Genomic DNA, 16,750 nt, shown 5'->3' with positions numbered 1-16,750 from the left:
ATGCTGGAGCTTATAAAAGGAAAATTAAAAATTGATGGGAATGAAGAGGATACAGTTATTCAACTTCTAATTGATGGAGCAAAAGAAGCTTTACTAGGTTCTGGTGTTCCTGAAAGTGAAAAGGCCCTTTACAAAATAGCGGTAATTACACATGTTTTATTAAACTATGAGAATCAAGATAAATCATTAAATGTCCCTGCGTTAAAACAGTCATTAGAAACTACTATATTACAATTAAGGGACTATAATAACGGTGATAATCATGAATCCAAGTAAATTAAATAAACGAATAACAATTCAAAAGGAAATTACAAATAAAAAAGATGAAGAAGGGAATCCAATTCCACCAGAATGGAAAGATGTTGTCACTGTTTGGGCAAGAGCAAAAACACCATTTGGAAAGGGATTTAACTATGAAATATTCGCTGGAAATACTGAAAATGCCGTGCGTACAGTGAATTTTTTTATGCGATTTCGTAAGGGAATTGATTCGAAAATGCGAGTCTTATATGATGACCGACTCTTTGAAATAAAAGCTGTTGTAGATGTTGATGAACAACATCAAGAGACATGCTTGGTGTGCGAGGAGCGATCTATATGGCAGAAGTAACAACCTTTGGAATACAAGAAGCAATTCAGCGTTTTGAAGCTTTAGGAAGAAGTGTAAAAACAATTGAAAACTCAGCATTAAAGAAAGGTGCTGAGGTAGTAAGGGATGCTTTAGAGGTAGAAAGCCCAGTAAGTGCACATCCAAAGCCACCTTCACCAAAAGAATCATGGAGAACAGGTAAACATGCAAAGGACGAGGTGCTTGTCGGAAAAATAAAAACTCGAAATGGAGTCAAATCAATTAGTGTGGGGTGGGAAAGAGATGATAATTCCCCACACTTTTATATGAAATTCCAAAACTGGGGAACAAGTAAAATGCCACATCCACCACATAAAGGCTTTATTGAGAAGACAGTAACTCACACGGAAGTAAAGGCAGTTCATGAGATGCGAAATGTCTTTGCAACGGCATTGCATATCGTATGAGATTCTTAGAAAGAGATGTGTTACGTGCACTTACAACGCCTTTTATTGTAGAAAAAATTGGTGGAGAATATATCTACAATATGATTCGTGGTGACGATAACGGAAAAACATGGATTACTTATTCTGAGTTAGATAATAGTGCTAGGAGATACGCGGAGGGTGCGGAATCTACTAGCACTATTTTATTTCAAGTAGACATTTGGTCTTTTAGCCCTGTTAAGGGTGATTTAAAAGAAGCAGTAAACACTTCTATGAAAAATATAGGGTTTCAGCGTATTACAACAGCAAATTTATATGAACCCGATACGAAAATCTATCATTATGGTATGAGATTTCGTACAGAATTAAAAATTTAGGAGGAAAACAAATATGGCAATTGCAGTCGATTTTAGAGATTTACATTATGCGATTTTGACAGAAACACCAGATGGTAAGTTTACGTATGCAGCACCTAAGAAAATTGGAGATGCAGTAAGTGGCAAGGCTTCACCTAAAAATGAATCCGTAACGTTCTACGCAGAAGGAGGTCCACTAGCAACAGCAAGTGCCTTTGGTGGTGTGGAGATTGAACTAGAAACAGCGGATATTTCATTATCTACTTACGCTGAATTATTAGGAAAGAAACTAATTAAGGGTCAGGTAATTGATAATGTAAATGATGTTGCTCCATATGTAGCGTTATTATATCGTTTACCAAAAGACAATGGGAAAAATCGTTTTTATTGCTACTACAAAACGAAGTTTGAAATTCCTGAAGATGAACACAAGACAGCAGAAGACAAACCGACTTTCCAATCAGCTAAAATTAAATGCAAAGCGATCCAACGTTCAGATGGAAACTGGAGACATCGTTTAGATGAAGAAGAAACAGGATATGATGCAACTGTTGCATCGAACTGGTTTAAAACAGTTCCAGCACCACCAACAGAAACGGCACCATCACTTAGCAAATAAAATTATAAAAAGGGTACAGCTCAATGCTGTGCCCTTTATTTATGAAGGGAGATTCAATTATGCAAGAAAATCAAAAGACAGAATCGTTTAAATTGGTTTTAAATCTACCCACTGGTAAAAAAACTTTCTTTTTACCAACATACATTTCGTCTACTGATGGTTTTGAAGCAGCTGAATGGACAGAGAAATTGAGTGTTGAGAATGTTCACTTTGATGTACTAAAAGAAGCTACTCATTTTGTTGTTAAAGTGTTTGGAAATCGATTTACAGTGGAAGAGTTTCTTGAAGGAGTACACATTTGGTTTTTAACATCAACTATCTATGCAATTTGTTTAGCGATTGTAGGTCGTATTGCTGAGGCTGTGGCAGTTATTAATGCTATTGATTCAAAGACAAATACAGCAAAAAAAAAGAGACAGAGGAACAGAAAGAACCGTTCAAACCTACAGAAATGATGTTAGGGATATATAGTATGTTACAAGATTCTGGCATGTCCCAAGCGGATATTAATCAGATGGATCTAGTACTTTTCTTTAAAACGTTAGCTTATAAGAAAAAGCAAGAAGATAAAAATGTAGTCCGTACAGCAAATCAAGCACCAGATTGGTTGTAAAGGTAGGTGAGATAAATGGCTGGAGATATGGAAATTGGCGCACGAGTCACGTTGGATACCCAACGTTTTGAAAATGGAGTAGCAGGAATTAATCGTGGTTTACGTTTGTTAGATTCAGAGTTCAATTTAACAAGTGAAAGAGCTAGATTACTTGGTAATTCTGTTGAACAGTTACAAAATAAGTTAACTCATTTGAATGAAAAATTTACATTACAAGGACAAAAGGTAGAACATTACCGCCAAAAGATTGAACAAGCAAGACAAAAACAAGAACAATTACAAGCTTCAAATTTAACATTGGCGGCATCGATGGAACGTCTTGAAACACAGTATGATCAGGCTGTACAAAATTTCGGACGTAATTCCCAAGAAGCCAAACAATTAAAGCAAGAATTAAAACAACTTCAAGCTGAATACACATCTAACGGTCAAGCGCTTCAACGATTAAATACGCAAATCGATAACAATACGATTGCTATGAATCGTGCTGAAACAGCTCAAGAGCGAATTCAAAATGAAATAAGAGAAACAAACCGTGAATTAGCCGAGCAACAAAATCGTCTTCATCGTACCGGAGAACGGATGCGCGATACAGGAAATAAAATGCAAGATGTAGGCGGACAGGTCGGTACTACCTTTGCAGCCATGACTGGGGTTATTGGTGCTGGACTTGCGATGGCTGTAAAAGAATCTATGAATTTCGAGCAGAAGATGGCTGATATTCAAGCAGTTTCTGGTGCAACTGGCGATGAAATGAAGAAAATTAGCGAACTTGCAGTACAGATGGGAGAAAAAACAAAATATTCATCTGTGGAAGCAGGGCAAGGTATTGAAGAGCTAATTAAAGCAGGGGTAAGCCTAACTGACATTATTAACGGCGGTTTAGAGGGTGCCTTGAACTTAGCGACAGCTGGGGAATTAGAATTGGGGGATGCAGCAGAAATTGCTTCTACAGCTTTAAATGCATTTAAGGATGATAACTTATCAGTAGCACAAGCAGCTGATCTATTAGCTGGTGCAGCAAATGCTTCAGCAACTAGTGTTGGAGAAATGAAGTTTGGGTTATCGATGGTTTCAGCGGTTGCATCTGGTGTGGGACTTAGTTTTAAAGATACAACAACGACATTAGCTTTATTTGCACAGAACGGCTTAAAAGGTTCTGATGCAGGTACGTCATTGAAGACAATGTTAGCAAACTTAATTCCAAAATCTAATGAAGCTTACGATATGTTTAGTGATTTGGGATTAATAACAATCGATACTGGCAAAGCAATGCAGTTTCTTGGAGAAAAAGGGATTAAACCAACTTCAAATTCATTTAAAGATGTAACTGGTGCTTTATCTGAGTACGCAGCAAAACAAGCCGGTGTGAAAGTTGGATCTGAAAAAGCAGAGAAGGCGTTTCAAAAATTAACTTTTGAAACGGGTATTATGACAAATGCTTTTTTCGATTCAAATGGTAATTTGAAAGAAATGTCCGATATTGCTGAAATTCTTCAAATGGCAATGCAAGGATTAACGGCTGAGCAAAGACAGTCGTACATGTATACATTATTTGGGTCAGATGCTATTCGTGCCGCTAATATCCTTTATAAAGAGGGCTCAGATGGTGTGAAAAATATGTATACGGAAATGTCAAAGGTAACAGCATTAGAAGTTGCTGAGACAAAGATGAATACAACAAAAGGAAAAATTGAAGAATTAAGTGGTGCTGTAGATACTCTTAAAAAGTCATTTGGTGATGCGTTATTACCTATTTTAGTTGATGTAGTATCTGGTGTTCAGGGTGTCGTAGATTGGTTTAACAATTTAGATGAATCGACACAACAAATGATTGCAAAAAGTGCTTTATTGGCTTTCGGGATAGCAGGAGTAACGACCGCTGTAGGATTTTTAGCAATGGGGATAGGTGCTTTATTAGCAAACCCGATTGCTTTAGCTATTACTGGAGCTGTTCTTGCAGTAGGGGCGCTAGGTATAGCAATAGTTGATCTGAACGAAAAATCCAAACAGGCACAAACTGATATGGATAAGTTTGGTCAAAGAGTAAGTGACGCAACGAGTAAAGCAGCTGGTGCTTATGTGGATTTAAAAGATAAAGCTATCAATAACATGATGGATTTAAAACTTAAAACAGGTGAAGAAGCGAATAAAGCAGCGGACGAAACCATTAAAGCTTTTCAAAGAATGACAAATGAAGTTATTAAAGAGTTAGAAGGAAAGAAAAGCGAATTCAATAAAATGTTTAGTCAGTTGATGGGAACTGTTCCTGAGGGTGCTAAACAAACCCTAGAACAAGTGAAAAATAACGTCATCGAATCCATTAATAAAGAGATTGAAGTTGCTACACAAGCGGAAAAGATTTTGGAAGAGGGTATTAAAAGGTATCAAGGAGATACCATGAAAATGCCAAAAGATTTCGCTCAAAAATTCGAACAAGCATTACAGGTTGCTGATAAAAACGTTCAACAATTTTACACAAAAGCAAAGGAAATCACTTCTATTTCGAAAGAAATTGAAGCTGGCGGCATGCTATCTTTAGATGCTGGAAAAAAACGGTTTGAAAGCATCATAAAGGTTTATGAAGATGGTGTTAAATCTTTAGAAAAGCAAACCAAAGGTTGGCGTGAAAATGTAGAAAAAGCATTTAAATTAGGCGAAATTAAACCGGAAGAAAGAAAAGCGACATTAGATGCTATTGCACTTTATGAATCGAAGCATGTAAATGACTTGCAGACAATTAGAAATGATGGATTTAAAGTGTTACAGCAACATATGAAGGAAGAAGATTCAGAAGTTTTGGCATCACAAGCTAAAAGGATAGAAGCAGAAGATAAGGGATGGGGCGAAAGGTTCAAAGCGGCATATGGATTCCGTGAAAAATCGGCTGATTTGGAACAACGCTTTAGAAGTGATCAAGAGAAAGCTGAAAAAGATTATCAAGATAAATTACTTCGATACGAGTTGCAATATGGCAAATCTAAAATTGAAAGTATAGGAATGTATCTTTCTGAATTACAAAAGGGTACAGAATCATCTAGATTGTTAGCCGAATCAATGGCAAAAGAAATTGATGGCAAAATGAAAATTGATTTAGGACCAGCTGGACAATTCACAATTGATACATTCTTACAGAAGCTTCAAAAGGGTGAATTAGATTCTTCAGCTGTAGCCACCGCAAATGCTAATAAGTTAAAAGAAGTTTATAAAGTGGATTTATCACAAAGTGGTATTGAATCCATGCAAAAATGGATCGATGGTATTAAAACAAAAGATACTGGTGAAGTAAGAGAATTCCTAAGTAAAAATATGCAAGGTAATACCACAATTGATTTAGGAATCTACGGGAAAATGACAATGGACTCGTGGATTACAGGACTTCAAACAGGGACTTTATCTTTTGATACTGTATTCCAATTCTTTCAACAAAACGTTAAAAACGGAATGAATGTTGACGCTACTCAAGAAGGTCAGAATAACATTCAAACGTTAATTAATGGAATGCAAATTGGGGCATTATCTTTACCGCAAGTCGCACAGACTATGGGACTAGATATTAAAAGTAATGTTCAAGTGGATCTTGGTGAAGCAGGACAATTTAATGTACAGACACTCGTTCAAGGTATGCAAAATGGATCCATTAACGCTGAACTAGCAGCGAAAGCAATTGCTTTACTAGTTGAAAATGGAGCGAAGTTAGATTTAACGCAAGTTGGATTTGATATTAGTCAAACGCAGGCTAATGGTATTTCTGGTAATATGGCTCCTGAGAATGCGGCAACCGGAAAGAAACAAGCTGTAGAAGGGATTATAGGAAGTACTACAGATGGTGGCGGTGGAAGTAAGAGTGGCAGTGAACTAGGCCAAGGGATAATAAGTCAAGATGGTTATATCAGGGGGAGCGCTTTGCAAGTGGTTGCTAGTGCTCATAATGCTTTTAGCACTATTAATGGAAACCCAGCTGGTAATCAAGGTGGACAAGGTGTGGGGAGTGGCATTGTTAATCAAAAAGGATATATCAGAGGAAGTGCTCTAGAAGCTGTAGCTTCAGCTCATGCTGGTTTTAATACAGTCAATGGTACTCCACAAGGGCAAAAGGGTGGTAGTCAGTTTGCTCAAGGTATGGAAGATACAAAAGGGCAAGCGAGGTCGAGTGGTTCTAATGTAGCGGAAAGTGGTAATTCTGGTCTGAAAAGCGTTAGTTCAGTGAGTCCTGGTGAAGCATTTTCCAGTGGATTTGCCAAAGGTATTTCTAATGGTGAATGGAATGTACAAAGTGTAGCGTCTAGTTTAGCAAGAGGTGCATTTGAAGCGTTAAAAGCTACATTAGATGTGAACTCTCCGTCAAAGTTAACTAGGGATCAAGGGGGGAAACCTTTTAGTGAAGGATTTGCTCTAGGTATTCAAAAAGGATCTTATATGGCTGAACGTGAGAGTCGTACGCTAGGTTCAAGGGCAAATAATGCTTTAGTAAATGAATTAGCGTTAGGTAGCAGTTCAAATAAAATGCTATTTACAGGCGTTCAAATGGCAAGTGGAATTGCAGAAGGGATTAAAACGCAATACTCTGTTGTACGGGATGCATTACAAAATACAGTATCTGGAGCTATTGATAGTATTCGGAGTATAAAACCAGAAGAAATATTTAGTTTCCAAGGTGATGACCCACTAACAAAGTATTTTAATGCAATCTTTGTAGATGGAGATTGGCAAAACGATTGGATCACTCATATCCCTGAAAGTATGCGTGATATGGTAAGAGAAATTGGACGTCAAATGGAACGCTTTGAAGGACTTTCAATCCAGGATGTTGGTAATCTTTCTAAGTGGAGAGAAGTGCTATCTGACAATCCTAATGTCATACAATACAGACCTGACAATGATAATCCAGATAAGCAACCATATATGAAACCAGAACCTACTTATATTGAAATTCCGGTCATACTAGAAGGAAGGGAAATAGCGCGTGTGAGCCATCCGTATGTAACTGAATATCAAAATAGAGCACAAGCAAGAAACTCAGTCTTTTAGATTTGGGTTTCTTTTCTTTTGTGCAAAAGGAGGGAGACAATGAGTTCCTTTGAATTTAATGGAGAAAGAAAAAGTTATATTCATATTGAAAGAGGATGGAATCCTCCAACATGGGCACCTTTAAGGAGGAATTTTCTAAAAACCCCCGGATATCCAGGCGCAAGGTTATTAAGTACAGATACCGAAACCCGTCCTCTTCCTGTGCCTGTGGGGGTTATTGTTCCAAATGGGACAAATTTAGAAACATTAAAAGAAGAAATAGCGGAGTGGCTTATTACTGAAAATCCAGCAGAACTGATTTTTGATGTAATGCCAGATAGAACATATATGGCAGTTGTAGACGAAGATTTTGATATTGATAAATTTGTAGATATAGGACAGGGTATTTTAAAGTTTATTTGTCCAATGCCTTATAAGTTAGGACCTACTAGAACGGTGGAATTTGAAATGGACGGTCGAGGATTAATTGCAAATGTTCAAAACAAAGGAAGCGTCGAATCTAACCCGATTATCGAAATTGAAGTAACGAAACCTTCCACATTTCTTGATGTATGGAATGGCCCGAATTATTTTCGCATTGGATATCCGTTGAAAGCAGATCAGGTTCCGGTAGAAAGGAATCAACGTGTGTTATGGGATGAAATGGGGACAACCATAGGATGGACAGATGTTCCTAAAACAGAAGATATGACTGGTGGAGGAAAGTTTAAATCGGATGGATACCGTTTTATGGCCGAGTATCTAGGTGAACCTACAGTAAAAGGATGGCATGGTTGCATAGCTAAAAAGAATATCCCACAAGGACCATTACAGGATTTTATCATGCAAGCTTATGTACACATTAATAGTTATCATTGGGATCAAATGGGGCGTGTGGAAATCGGTCTTCTTGATGAAAATAGCGATTATGTAGCCCGTATATCAATGAGTGATGTCCAATGGGAAGCGGAGCAAAACAGTGGATTTGCTAGTGTGGGTAACAGTAAGAAACCTGGTGGACAAGTTTTGATTAATGAACATGGAGATCATCCAGATACTTGGACTAATTTTAGAGGGCGATTATGGCTCGCTAGGACCGGTAATAGATGGGAAGCGTATATTTCTAAGTTTATATTAGGTACTGAAATCGATGATGCTGAAAGGTTTGTTGTCTGGTTTGATGAAAATAACGTGAATATGAACAAAGTAGCCCAAGTTCAAATTAGCATTTCGCAGTTTTCAAATAACATGTTTTGTTCGCAAATGTCTATTGATGATTTGAAAATCTGGAAAGTAAACATGAATACACAAAATAATCCGCCTTATATCTTTGATGTTGGTGACAAAGTAGTTATAGATACCGAGCGAAGCCTTGCATCAATCAATGGTAAAAAAGCTATTAATCTAAAAGACATATTCAGCGATTATCCTGTTATTCATAAGGGTTCTAATAAACTAGAAATCATGCCTTCCACTGTCGGAACAGCCAAAGTAACGTATAGGGAGCGATTTAGATGAGGACACCAAGTGGGATCTTACATGTTGTTGATTTTAAAACGAGTCAAATTGTTTCCAATATACAACCAAAAGACTATTGGGATGATAAACGACATTGGGAGATAAAAAATAACATTGATACATTAGAGTTTAAAGTATTTGATAATACAGAAGACGCAGCTACACTTATGCAGCAAAATATAGTTTTAAAAGAGGTAAGAGATGGACGGATTGTTCCGTATGTTATTACTGAGACTGAAAAAAATTCAGATGATAGATCAGTAATTGCTTATGCATCTGGAGAATGGATTCAACTAGCGAAAGCGGGCATTATCAATCCTCAGAAGATTGTGAGTAAAACAGTTAATGAGTTTATTGATATGGCTCTTGTGGGCACGAAGTGGAAAAGGGGGAAAACAGAATACGCTGGCTTCCACACGATGACAATTGATGAATTCATAGATCCACTGAAGTTTTTAAAAGACATTGCTTCTTTGTTTGAATTAGAAATTCAATACCATGCAGAAGTTGTAGGCTCTCAAATTGTCGGTCGTTATGTGGATATGGTCAAAAAGCGCGGGCGTGATACTGGTAAAGAAGTAACTCTTGGTAAAGATTTAATGGGTATCAAACGAATTGAGAATTCTCAAAACATCTGTACGGCCTTATTAGGATTTGTTAAAAAAGAGGGTGGGGACTTTATAACCATCTCAAGTATTAATAATGGAATCCCTTATCTTGTAGACAATGATGCATTCCAACGCTGGAATGAAAAAGGACAGCATAAATTTGGATTCTATACTCCAGAGACAGAACAAGATATAACACCACAACGTTTAATGACTCTTATGAAAACAGAGATAAAGAAACGCGTTAATTCATCTGTTTCTTATGAAGTGAATGCACAAAGTATCGGTCGTGTATTTGGACTAGCTCATGAGCTGATTAATGAGGGGGATACAATCCGAATAAAAGATACAGGATTTACACCGAAACTTTATTTAGAAGCACGGGCAATCGCTGGTGATGAATCATTTACTGATCCTTCACAAGATAAATATGTGTTTGGAGACTATCGTGAACTTGTTGATCAGTCTGAAGAATGGCGTCGTTATTATAAACAATTGGTATCGCAACTAGGTGGAAAAGCAACACAAGATTATGTTGATCAATTGAAATTAATCGCCGAAAAAGCTGAAGCAGACGCAGCACAAGCAATAATTGACGCTAATCTAGCCGATAGAGTAGCACAAAAAGCGAAAGAGGATGCAGAATATGCAAAGGCGTTAGCGGATCAAATTAATAAGGATTCTGCAACCTGGCAAACAGTCATAATAGAAAGCACTAATGCACCGACAACGGGACTAGTTGCAGGAAAATCATTGTGGCTGGATATCTCAAAAGGAAAGCCAGGAATTTTGAAAAAGTGGAATGGCACAACGTGGGAAGCAATCGTTCCAGATACCAAACAACTTGAACAAGATGTGCAAACTTGGGTTAATGGCGAGTTAGACAAGATCAAAGGCGATATGGAGGATTTAGTCGATATTAACTGGCTTAATCAGCAAATGGAAGGTAAAGCAAACAAAGCAGACACCTACACAAAAACAGACGTTGACACAGCTTTAAATGGTAAGGTTTCTAATAGTAAATATACAACGGATCAGCAGGGTGTTTTACAGAAATTTGAGAACCAACAAACGCAAATTAACCAAAACGCGAAAGATATCACACTAAGCGCAACTAAAACGGAATTATCAACGGTTGATGGAAAAGTTACTACGGTTGACGGTAAACTAAACACGACAAACGGAAAAGTCTCAGGTTTAGAGGGCGATATGGTCAACGTGAAGAAGGAAGCAAGTGAGTTAAAAGTCGAAGTCGGCAAAATCAGTACGAGCGTTTCAGAAGTGACGGGCAAAGTTAACGGGATGAAATTCGGCGTTGAAAACTTGTTAATCAGATCAAAGGATAATGAAACGCCTTTCTGGGCAATAACAGGCAATACAAAAACTGCTGAAAAATATCTCGATACGAGTGTTTGGTCGTCAACTGAAGCATGGAGCGGGCTTGAATATTTAACTGCATATTTACGAGATCAAGGTGTACAGAAGTTACAAACGGACTACACATTCAGCATGTATATGCGAGTAGTTAGCCCAAATAGTGACAAGAAAGTCGATGTGAAGTTCTACTGCGGATCAGCTACGGACAATGGGAAAACAGTTGCAAACGTGGGCGCTGCATGGCAACGAGTAACACATACTTTCAAATGGATCAGTACGTCCGATGATCGTTTACGTTTCGAACCGATCAACACGGCTACGGAAATTGGAGCAACTAGGTTCGAATATGCAGCTTATCAACTGGAAGAAGGAAATATCGTTTCTAGTTATAAACCATCATCAAAAGATGCGTTCACATCGGGTGGCGGTAACGTTATTCGAAATTCGAGTTTTGATCGCGGTCTTATGGATTGGGACTACAATAATTCAACCGCTAAAACAAAAATAACTGTTCCGCAAAATCCAGATTTAGGATCAGTTTTAAAGATTGCTAACACGGGCGCTTCTACTGATCAATATTTAGGTGTTAAACAACAATTGATCGATCTGATCCCTAAAAGTGGTCAAGTAGGCGAGCAGATTTCTATTTCGTTCTTTATTAAATGGAATTCAGCAGCAGCCAATCTTAATGATGATCAATTTGCAGTAGAATTACAGGATACAACGGATTCTAACAAGCCTTTCGTATCGAACCTGTATGTTACTAGAACGGCGGTTCAACAATGGAGAAAAGTTACACACACGTTTGTAACTACGAAATCATTTAGAAACCCACAAATTGTAATGTGGTTACGTCGAAATGGTGATATTGAAGTATCTAACTTCATGTTAAACCGTGGTAATTTACCGCTCGAATGGTCGCCGTCGCCGATGGATCGTCAATTGTCCGGCGGTACTAACTTATTGTTAAATTCATCGGGTAACAACGAGTTTGTAAAACATAAAGGCGCAGCGAAACATTTCACGAATAAAGCAACCGTTACAAACGTGGGTGATTATATTCACATGGTATGTAACGATTACACCGACTCTTTCTATCAGTTCACGGATATAACAAGCGCTAAAACGGAAATGTACGGTTTTAAAGCTGATACAAATTACGTTCTATCATTCGAAGCCGACACGGATTCAACCGATATGAATTTCGTATTGTTTGAATATCTATCGAATGGGACGTTAACAGAAGTTAATACAAAAACATTTGCTTGTGTTTCGAATTGGAGAAGATATGAAGTCAGATTCCGAACTACTGCGGGCATTACGGGTTTATTCTTCAGGTTACGTTTTCCGAAAAATGCAGCATCAAACGGAAAGATTTTCAGATTTAAGAAAGTTCAAATCGAAGAAGGAGAGATTGCATCCGACTGGAATCGAAATGCCGATGATCTTACATTAAATACCGAGTTCGTCAAGAAAACATCCGAGATTATCCAAACAGTGGACGGAATCACTCAACGTGTGGAAAATACGGAGTCTGGTTTAACAGGCGTCAAAAGCCGTGTAGGGACGTTAGAAACTACATCTACTGATATTACGGCGCGTGTAACTGAAGTTGAAAAAGTGAATACTGCACAAGGCAACACGTTAACGTCACAAGGACAAACGATCACAGAGCATACGAGCGAAATTAACGTACTGAAGAATCAAATCACTTTAACCGTTTCTAAAGACGAAGCGCAGGGATATGTTTCGGCAGCAGGAAGAGAGAACATTATTAAAAACGCGGTTCTGTCTAGCGGAAAGTATTGGGGATTTCATGCAGGTGTTTCGCATGATCCGGCTTTAAATTACAAAGGATATGGCGTTTTAAAAACTGTACAATCTGGTTTAACTACTGATTCATGGCGTGGAGCGTATACAGACAGATACCCATGTGTAGGTGGTAATTATTACGTAGCGAGCGCGTGGGCGTACAGAACAACGGCAATGGATCGCGGTGCGTCGTATGAAATTCAGTTCTTTGATAAAGCGGGCAATCGAATTGGTACGGCTTATTCATCTATTACAGATGCAAACCTTCCTATCAATACATGGAAGAAATTCCAAACGGATGAATACAAAGCACCAGATAGCGCAGTTTCGATGTTTTTCCGTTTCCATGTTGTAAGAAATGGAACATTGATGATTTCGCAGCCTACGTTACAAGCGGGGAAAATTGCGTCAACTGATTTTTACCCTTCACCTTTTGATTATACGAATCAAGAGCAATTAATCAGCGACGTTTCAAATAAAGTCAATACTTCAGACTACAACCAAAAGGTAACGCAGATTGATAATCGTTTAACCATCAATGAGCAAGGATTAGATTTAAAGGCTTCAAAATCAGAAGTATATACACAAACTCAATCTGATGGTAGGTATGCTAAAGATGCATATGTAAAAGAGCTAGAAGGGCGTGTTCAAGTTACTGAGAAAAATATTCTTAGTACTGTAAAAAAAGGCGATATTATCTCTTCTATCAATCAAACGGCAGAGCAAATAACAATTGATGTTTCAAAGCTTGCTATTAACGCAGCGACAATTGTAAAGTGGCTTACGGCTGAAGGAATTGATACCAACTTTATATCTGTTCGTGGTGATAAAATTATCATCGATAAAAACGGTGTAACTGTTAAAATGCTAGACTTCCTTTTTGAAGATGAATGGGGAACGAAAACAACTGCAGTATCAAGGCGAAATCTAATAGCAGATCCCGACTTTTCTAGTGTTACAAAGAAGAACATTGGGAATGCAGATTATTATGGATTTGAAGGTGGATATGGTCTTACTTGGAAGTCATGGGGAAATGTCGTAATAGAAAAGAATACACATATATTTGATTACGAGCAAATGGTGAATGCTACAAGGGTAGATATGTATAACTATCCAGAAGCTATCGTGAATAATGGGATACATCCTGGAAATGAATACACAGTATCTGCTCATTTTAGAACAGCAATGATAAATGGGGTACGTAAAACAGGGAAGCCGCGTTTACAAGTATGCTGCGTTACATTCCGAGACAATGTAAGTTACGATACATGGCATGAACAAAAAATGGATTTTCCTGAACCGTCTACCTATTATGGAGAAATCAGAAGATACTCTTTCACTTTCAAAGTGCCAACAAACTATATTCCGCAACAGCACGCATTAATTATTAAGGTTTGTTCTGGAAATGCTGACATGAGACAAGGGACAGCGGTCTGTGTATCGGGTGTAACGCTATACAGTGGTAAATATGCATCTATGTATAACTGGGATCGAGCAGCAGCCGAAAGGGCCGATGGCCTTCAACCGTTTAATAGAATTGCTATAGGCGGTGTAAATAACAACATAGGTCCAGCTGATAACGGGCAGACCTTTGATATAAGTACAGAAAAGGATGTATTCATACATCAACCTATTCTAACGCAGGGAATAAATTTAGGACGTAATAGAATGGGTCAAGCTGGGTCCATTCGTTTCTTTGATGGTGGTCAAGGCTATGGGTTTTATTTTATGGGCATGGCAGGACAATGGTACAAGCTACCTAACGTTTAGGAGGAAAATATATGGATGATTACAAAGATTTACAAGGTTATCCCTTACAAGCAGGGCAAGGTGCTCCGTTTGCTGGTAGGTTAGTAGATTCAGAAAGAAACGAAAACGGAGTATTTGTGCGAATTCCTTTTGATATGCTAAACAATGCCGGTTTATATGGTGCGAATAAAGTAGAGGTGTGGGGGGAAACGGATGGAACGATATATTTCCGTATTGCAACAAGATGCGAAATATGTAAACGTGGCGCGCGTTTGTACCTACTAGATATGGGGTTTGCGAAAAAAAACATTTGTTTAGATTGTTATACATCACTTACAGGGAATTATCCATCTCAAGAACCGCCAACACCAACTAATGAAAATAACACACATACAGAACTGGGGCAGCAATAGCTGGTCTTTTTTTATTTTGTACAAAATACGGCTTTTATAAGAAAAGAGGGGCAAATAGATGTCTCTCTTTTTATTTTGAAATGAGGTGGTCAAAGTGGAAGGATTACAAGAAGTAAGAAGTGATGTTCAAGAAATAAAGCAAGATATTAAGGACATTCGCTTAGAGATTAAAAGTTTAGAAATGCGGACAACAGGTAACGAGAAAGACATTATCAATATCAATAAGCAATTAGATAAGATTAGCGCTAATACTACCTGGATCTTGCGACTTATTGTAGGTGGAATTATAGGCGCAGCACTCACTTTCTTAATGAAAGGAGGTGGTATGTAATGTTTGAAATTACTGTAATGATTGGAATTATAGTTGGTCTTTCACAGATTGGAAAAACAATTGGATTACAAACAAAATATGTTCCGTTACTAAATTTAACGCTTGGCATTGTGCTAGGCGTTTTATTTTTGGGCGGAGATATCAAAACAAATGTATTTCAAGGAATCATCATTGGACTGTCAGCAAGTGGATTATTTGACCACACAAAAATTATAAAAAAGGATGTTGATGCTAAATGAAAAAGACAATGAAACATATTACCTCGTTCCTTATGATTCTAGTACTTGCTGTTTCTTTTGCTACAAGTGCTTTTGCTGATAGAACACTTATTATTCCTGACTTACCAAAACAACCATACCGTTATGGTGTAGGTGCTTATGAGGGTGTTGTAGCACATTCTACAGCAACTCCAGAAGCTCCAGCTATTAACATTCAAAAATATGAGTCTCGTACATGGAGAAATGCTTTTGTTCACTATGCAGTCGATTGGGACGAAACAATCCAGATCGCTGATACAAAGTACATTGCTTATGGCGGTGGACCTGCTGCTAATAAACGATTTGTACATGTAGAGTTATGCGAAACAGCGGACTATACAAAATTCAAACGCAGCTATGACAAATACGTTAAGTTACTAGCTAAAATCTTACGTGACCGTAGTTTATCTGTAGAAAAAGGATTGTGGACACATAGCGATGTAACTCATTACCTTGGCGGTACGGATCATGAAGATCCAATTGATTACTTAAAGTCTCATGGCGTTTCAGAAGCTCAATTTAGAGCAGATGTACAACGAGCATACAATAATTCTAGTGTGGATGTTTCTGTTCCTGAGAAGCCATCTAAACCAGCGGAAGTACCAACAGCAGTAACAGACGGTATCGCCTATATTGAAGGTTTCAACGTTAACTTACGTAAAGGACCAGGTACAAGCTATTCTAAGATTCGTCAGTTAAACAAACCAGAATCTTATATTGTGTGGGCTGAAAAAGACGGGTGGTTAAATCTCGGTGGAGATCAGTGGATTAAGAACGATCCATCTTATGTGAAGTTTAATAAGAAAAGCACCGTAGATTCTTCTATTGTTGGAAAGCGCGTTATTTCAAAAGTTAACAATCTACGTTTCTATGATGCTCCATCTTGGCAGGATAAAGATGTTGCTGGTTTTGTAGATGCAGGTTTAGGATTTACGATTGATGCGAAGGTAAGTGTAAATGGTTCACCACAGTATAAAGTGAAAAATAGTAGAGGCAAAACATACTATGTAACAGCTAATGAAGCCTATGTACATGTGAAGTAGGAAGAGAGAGTCTGCTTATATTGAGCAGAC

At 37.9% G+C, this 16,750-nt stretch carries 14 protein-coding genes; all 14 read left to right on the top strand.

The features are described from left to right. The 14 genes from ACTFR3_RS15390 (at position 1) to ACTFR3_RS15325 (ending at position 16,720) form a co-directional block, all read left to right on the top strand. Positions 1 to 276, top strand: coding sequence for a head-tail connector protein (locus ACTFR3_RS15390; protein ID WP_000891191.1), 276 nt, complete (start codon positions 1 to 3; stop codon positions 274 to 276). Continuing rightward, on the top strand, positions 263 to 610 hold the full coding sequence (locus tag ACTFR3_RS15385) for a phage head closure protein (protein ID WP_001069938.1): 348 nt from the start codon (positions 263 to 265) through the stop codon (positions 608 to 610). The genes ACTFR3_RS15390 and ACTFR3_RS15385 overlap by 14 nt, the downstream gene beginning before the upstream one ends. Continuing rightward, positions 598 to 1,035 (top strand): HK97-gp10 family putative phage morphogenesis protein, encoded by a 438-nt coding sequence (locus ACTFR3_RS15380; RefSeq protein ID WP_000852721.1) that lies wholly within the window; start codon positions 598 to 600, stop codon positions 1,033 to 1,035. The genes ACTFR3_RS15385 and ACTFR3_RS15380 overlap by 13 nt, the downstream gene beginning before the upstream one ends. Next, positions 1,032 to 1,391 (top strand): hypothetical protein, encoded by a 360-nt coding sequence (locus ACTFR3_RS15375; RefSeq protein WP_001211430.1) that lies wholly within the window; start codon positions 1,032 to 1,034, stop codon positions 1,389 to 1,391. Before ACTFR3_RS15380 ends, ACTFR3_RS15375 begins: the two co-directional genes overlap by 4 nt. A gap of 13 nt (positions 1,392 to 1,404) precedes the next feature. Next, complete coding sequence (locus ACTFR3_RS15370) at positions 1,405 to 1,989, top strand: major tail protein (RefSeq protein WP_136999395.1); 585 nt, start codon at positions 1,405 to 1,407, stop codon at positions 1,987 to 1,989. A 59-nt stretch (positions 1,990 to 2,048) separates the two neighbouring features. Next, positions 2,049 to 2,444 carry a phage tail assembly chaperone G gene (gpG, locus tag ACTFR3_RS15365; RefSeq protein ID WP_440044543.1) on the top strand — a complete coding sequence of 132 codons (396 nt, stop codon included), beginning with the start codon at positions 2,049 to 2,051 and terminating at the stop codon, positions 2,442 to 2,444. Positions 2,445 to 2,461: 17 nt separating this feature from the next. Continuing rightward, entirely contained in the window at positions 2,462 to 2,602 is a 141-nt protein-coding gene (locus tag ACTFR3_RS15360) for a hypothetical protein (RefSeq protein WP_000938713.1), read from the top strand. Positions 2,603 to 2,617: 15 nt separating this feature from the next. Further along, positions 2,618 to 7,633, top strand: coding sequence for a phage tail tape measure protein (locus ACTFR3_RS15355; RefSeq protein WP_440044542.1), 5,016 nt, complete (start codon positions 2,618 to 2,620; stop codon positions 7,631 to 7,633). A gap of 39 nt (positions 7,634 to 7,672) precedes the next feature. Continuing rightward, positions 7,673 to 9,130, top strand: coding sequence for a distal tail protein Dit (locus ACTFR3_RS15350; RefSeq protein ID WP_277558217.1), 1,458 nt, complete (start codon positions 7,673 to 7,675; stop codon positions 9,128 to 9,130). After that, complete coding sequence (locus ACTFR3_RS15345) at positions 9,127 to 14,697, top strand: phage tail spike protein (protein ID WP_277558215.1); 5,571 nt, start codon at positions 9,127 to 9,129, stop codon at positions 14,695 to 14,697. The genes ACTFR3_RS15350 and ACTFR3_RS15345 overlap by 4 nt, the downstream gene beginning before the upstream one ends. Positions 14,698 to 14,708: 11 nt before the next feature. After that, the gene (locus ACTFR3_RS15340; RefSeq protein ID WP_078404600.1) at positions 14,709 to 15,089 is read left to right on the top strand and encodes a hypothetical protein; all 381 of its coding nucleotides are present in this window, start codon (positions 14,709 to 14,711) and stop codon (positions 15,087 to 15,089) included. Between the two features lie 94 nt (positions 15,090 to 15,183). Next, entirely contained in the window at positions 15,184 to 15,420 is a 237-nt protein-coding gene (locus tag ACTFR3_RS15335; RefSeq protein ID WP_000398737.1) for a hemolysin XhlA family protein, read from the top strand. Further along, positions 15,420 to 15,659: a holin gene (locus tag ACTFR3_RS15330; protein ID WP_161520528.1), complete on the top strand. Its 240-nt coding sequence runs from the start codon at positions 15,420 to 15,422 to the stop codon at positions 15,657 to 15,659. Before ACTFR3_RS15335 ends, ACTFR3_RS15330 begins: the two co-directional genes overlap by 1 nt. Next, positions 15,656 to 16,720 (top strand): N-acetylmuramoyl-L-alanine amidase, encoded by a 1,065-nt coding sequence (locus ACTFR3_RS15325; RefSeq protein WP_440044541.1) that lies wholly within the window; start codon positions 15,656 to 15,658, stop codon positions 16,718 to 16,720. The genes ACTFR3_RS15330 and ACTFR3_RS15325 overlap by 4 nt, the downstream gene beginning before the upstream one ends. The last annotated feature ends 30 nt before the right edge of the window (positions 16,721 to 16,750 follow it).

It is taken from the genome of Bacillus cereus group sp. MYBK14-1, assembly GCF_051916885.1.
Classification (GTDB): domain Bacteria; phylum Bacillota; class Bacilli; order Bacillales; family Bacillaceae_G; genus Bacillus_A; species Bacillus_A cereus.
Note: the sequence above shows the minus strand (reverse complement) of the source record. Positions and strands in the feature narration are given on the sequence as shown.

Coding starts and splice junctions, on each gene's coding strand:
- ACTFR3_RS15390 (WP_000891191.1), top strand. CDS start 1: ATGCTGGAGCTTATAAAAGGAAAATTAAAAATTGATGGGAATGAAGAG.
- ACTFR3_RS15385 (WP_001069938.1), top strand. CDS start 263: ATGAATCCAAGTAAATTAAATAAACGAATAACAATTCAAAAGGAAATT.
- ACTFR3_RS15380 (WP_000852721.1), top strand. CDS start 598: ATGGCAGAAGTAACAACCTTTGGAATACAAGAAGCAATTCAGCGTTTT.
- ACTFR3_RS15375 (WP_001211430.1), top strand. CDS start 1,032: ATGAGATTCTTAGAAAGAGATGTGTTACGTGCACTTACAACGCCTTTT.
- ACTFR3_RS15370 (WP_136999395.1), top strand. CDS start 1,405: ATGGCAATTGCAGTCGATTTTAGAGATTTACATTATGCGATTTTGACA.
- gpG (WP_440044543.1), top strand. CDS start 2,049: ATGCAAGAAAATCAAAAGACAGAATCGTTTAAATTGGTTTTAAATCTA.
- ACTFR3_RS15360 (WP_000938713.1), top strand. CDS start 2,462: ATGTTACAAGATTCTGGCATGTCCCAAGCGGATATTAATCAGATGGAT.
- ACTFR3_RS15355 (WP_440044542.1), top strand. CDS start 2,618: ATGGCTGGAGATATGGAAATTGGCGCACGAGTCACGTTGGATACCCAA.
- ACTFR3_RS15350 (WP_277558217.1), top strand. CDS start 7,673: ATGAGTTCCTTTGAATTTAATGGAGAAAGAAAAAGTTATATTCATATT.
- ACTFR3_RS15345 (WP_277558215.1), top strand. CDS start 9,127: ATGAGGACACCAAGTGGGATCTTACATGTTGTTGATTTTAAAACGAGT.
- ACTFR3_RS15340 (WP_078404600.1), top strand. CDS start 14,709: ATGGATGATTACAAAGATTTACAAGGTTATCCCTTACAAGCAGGGCAA.
- ACTFR3_RS15330 (WP_161520528.1), top strand. CDS start 15,420: ATGTTTGAAATTACTGTAATGATTGGAATTATAGTTGGTCTTTCACAG.
- ACTFR3_RS15325 (WP_440044541.1), top strand. CDS start 15,656: ATGAAAAAGACAATGAAACATATTACCTCGTTCCTTATGATTCTAGTA.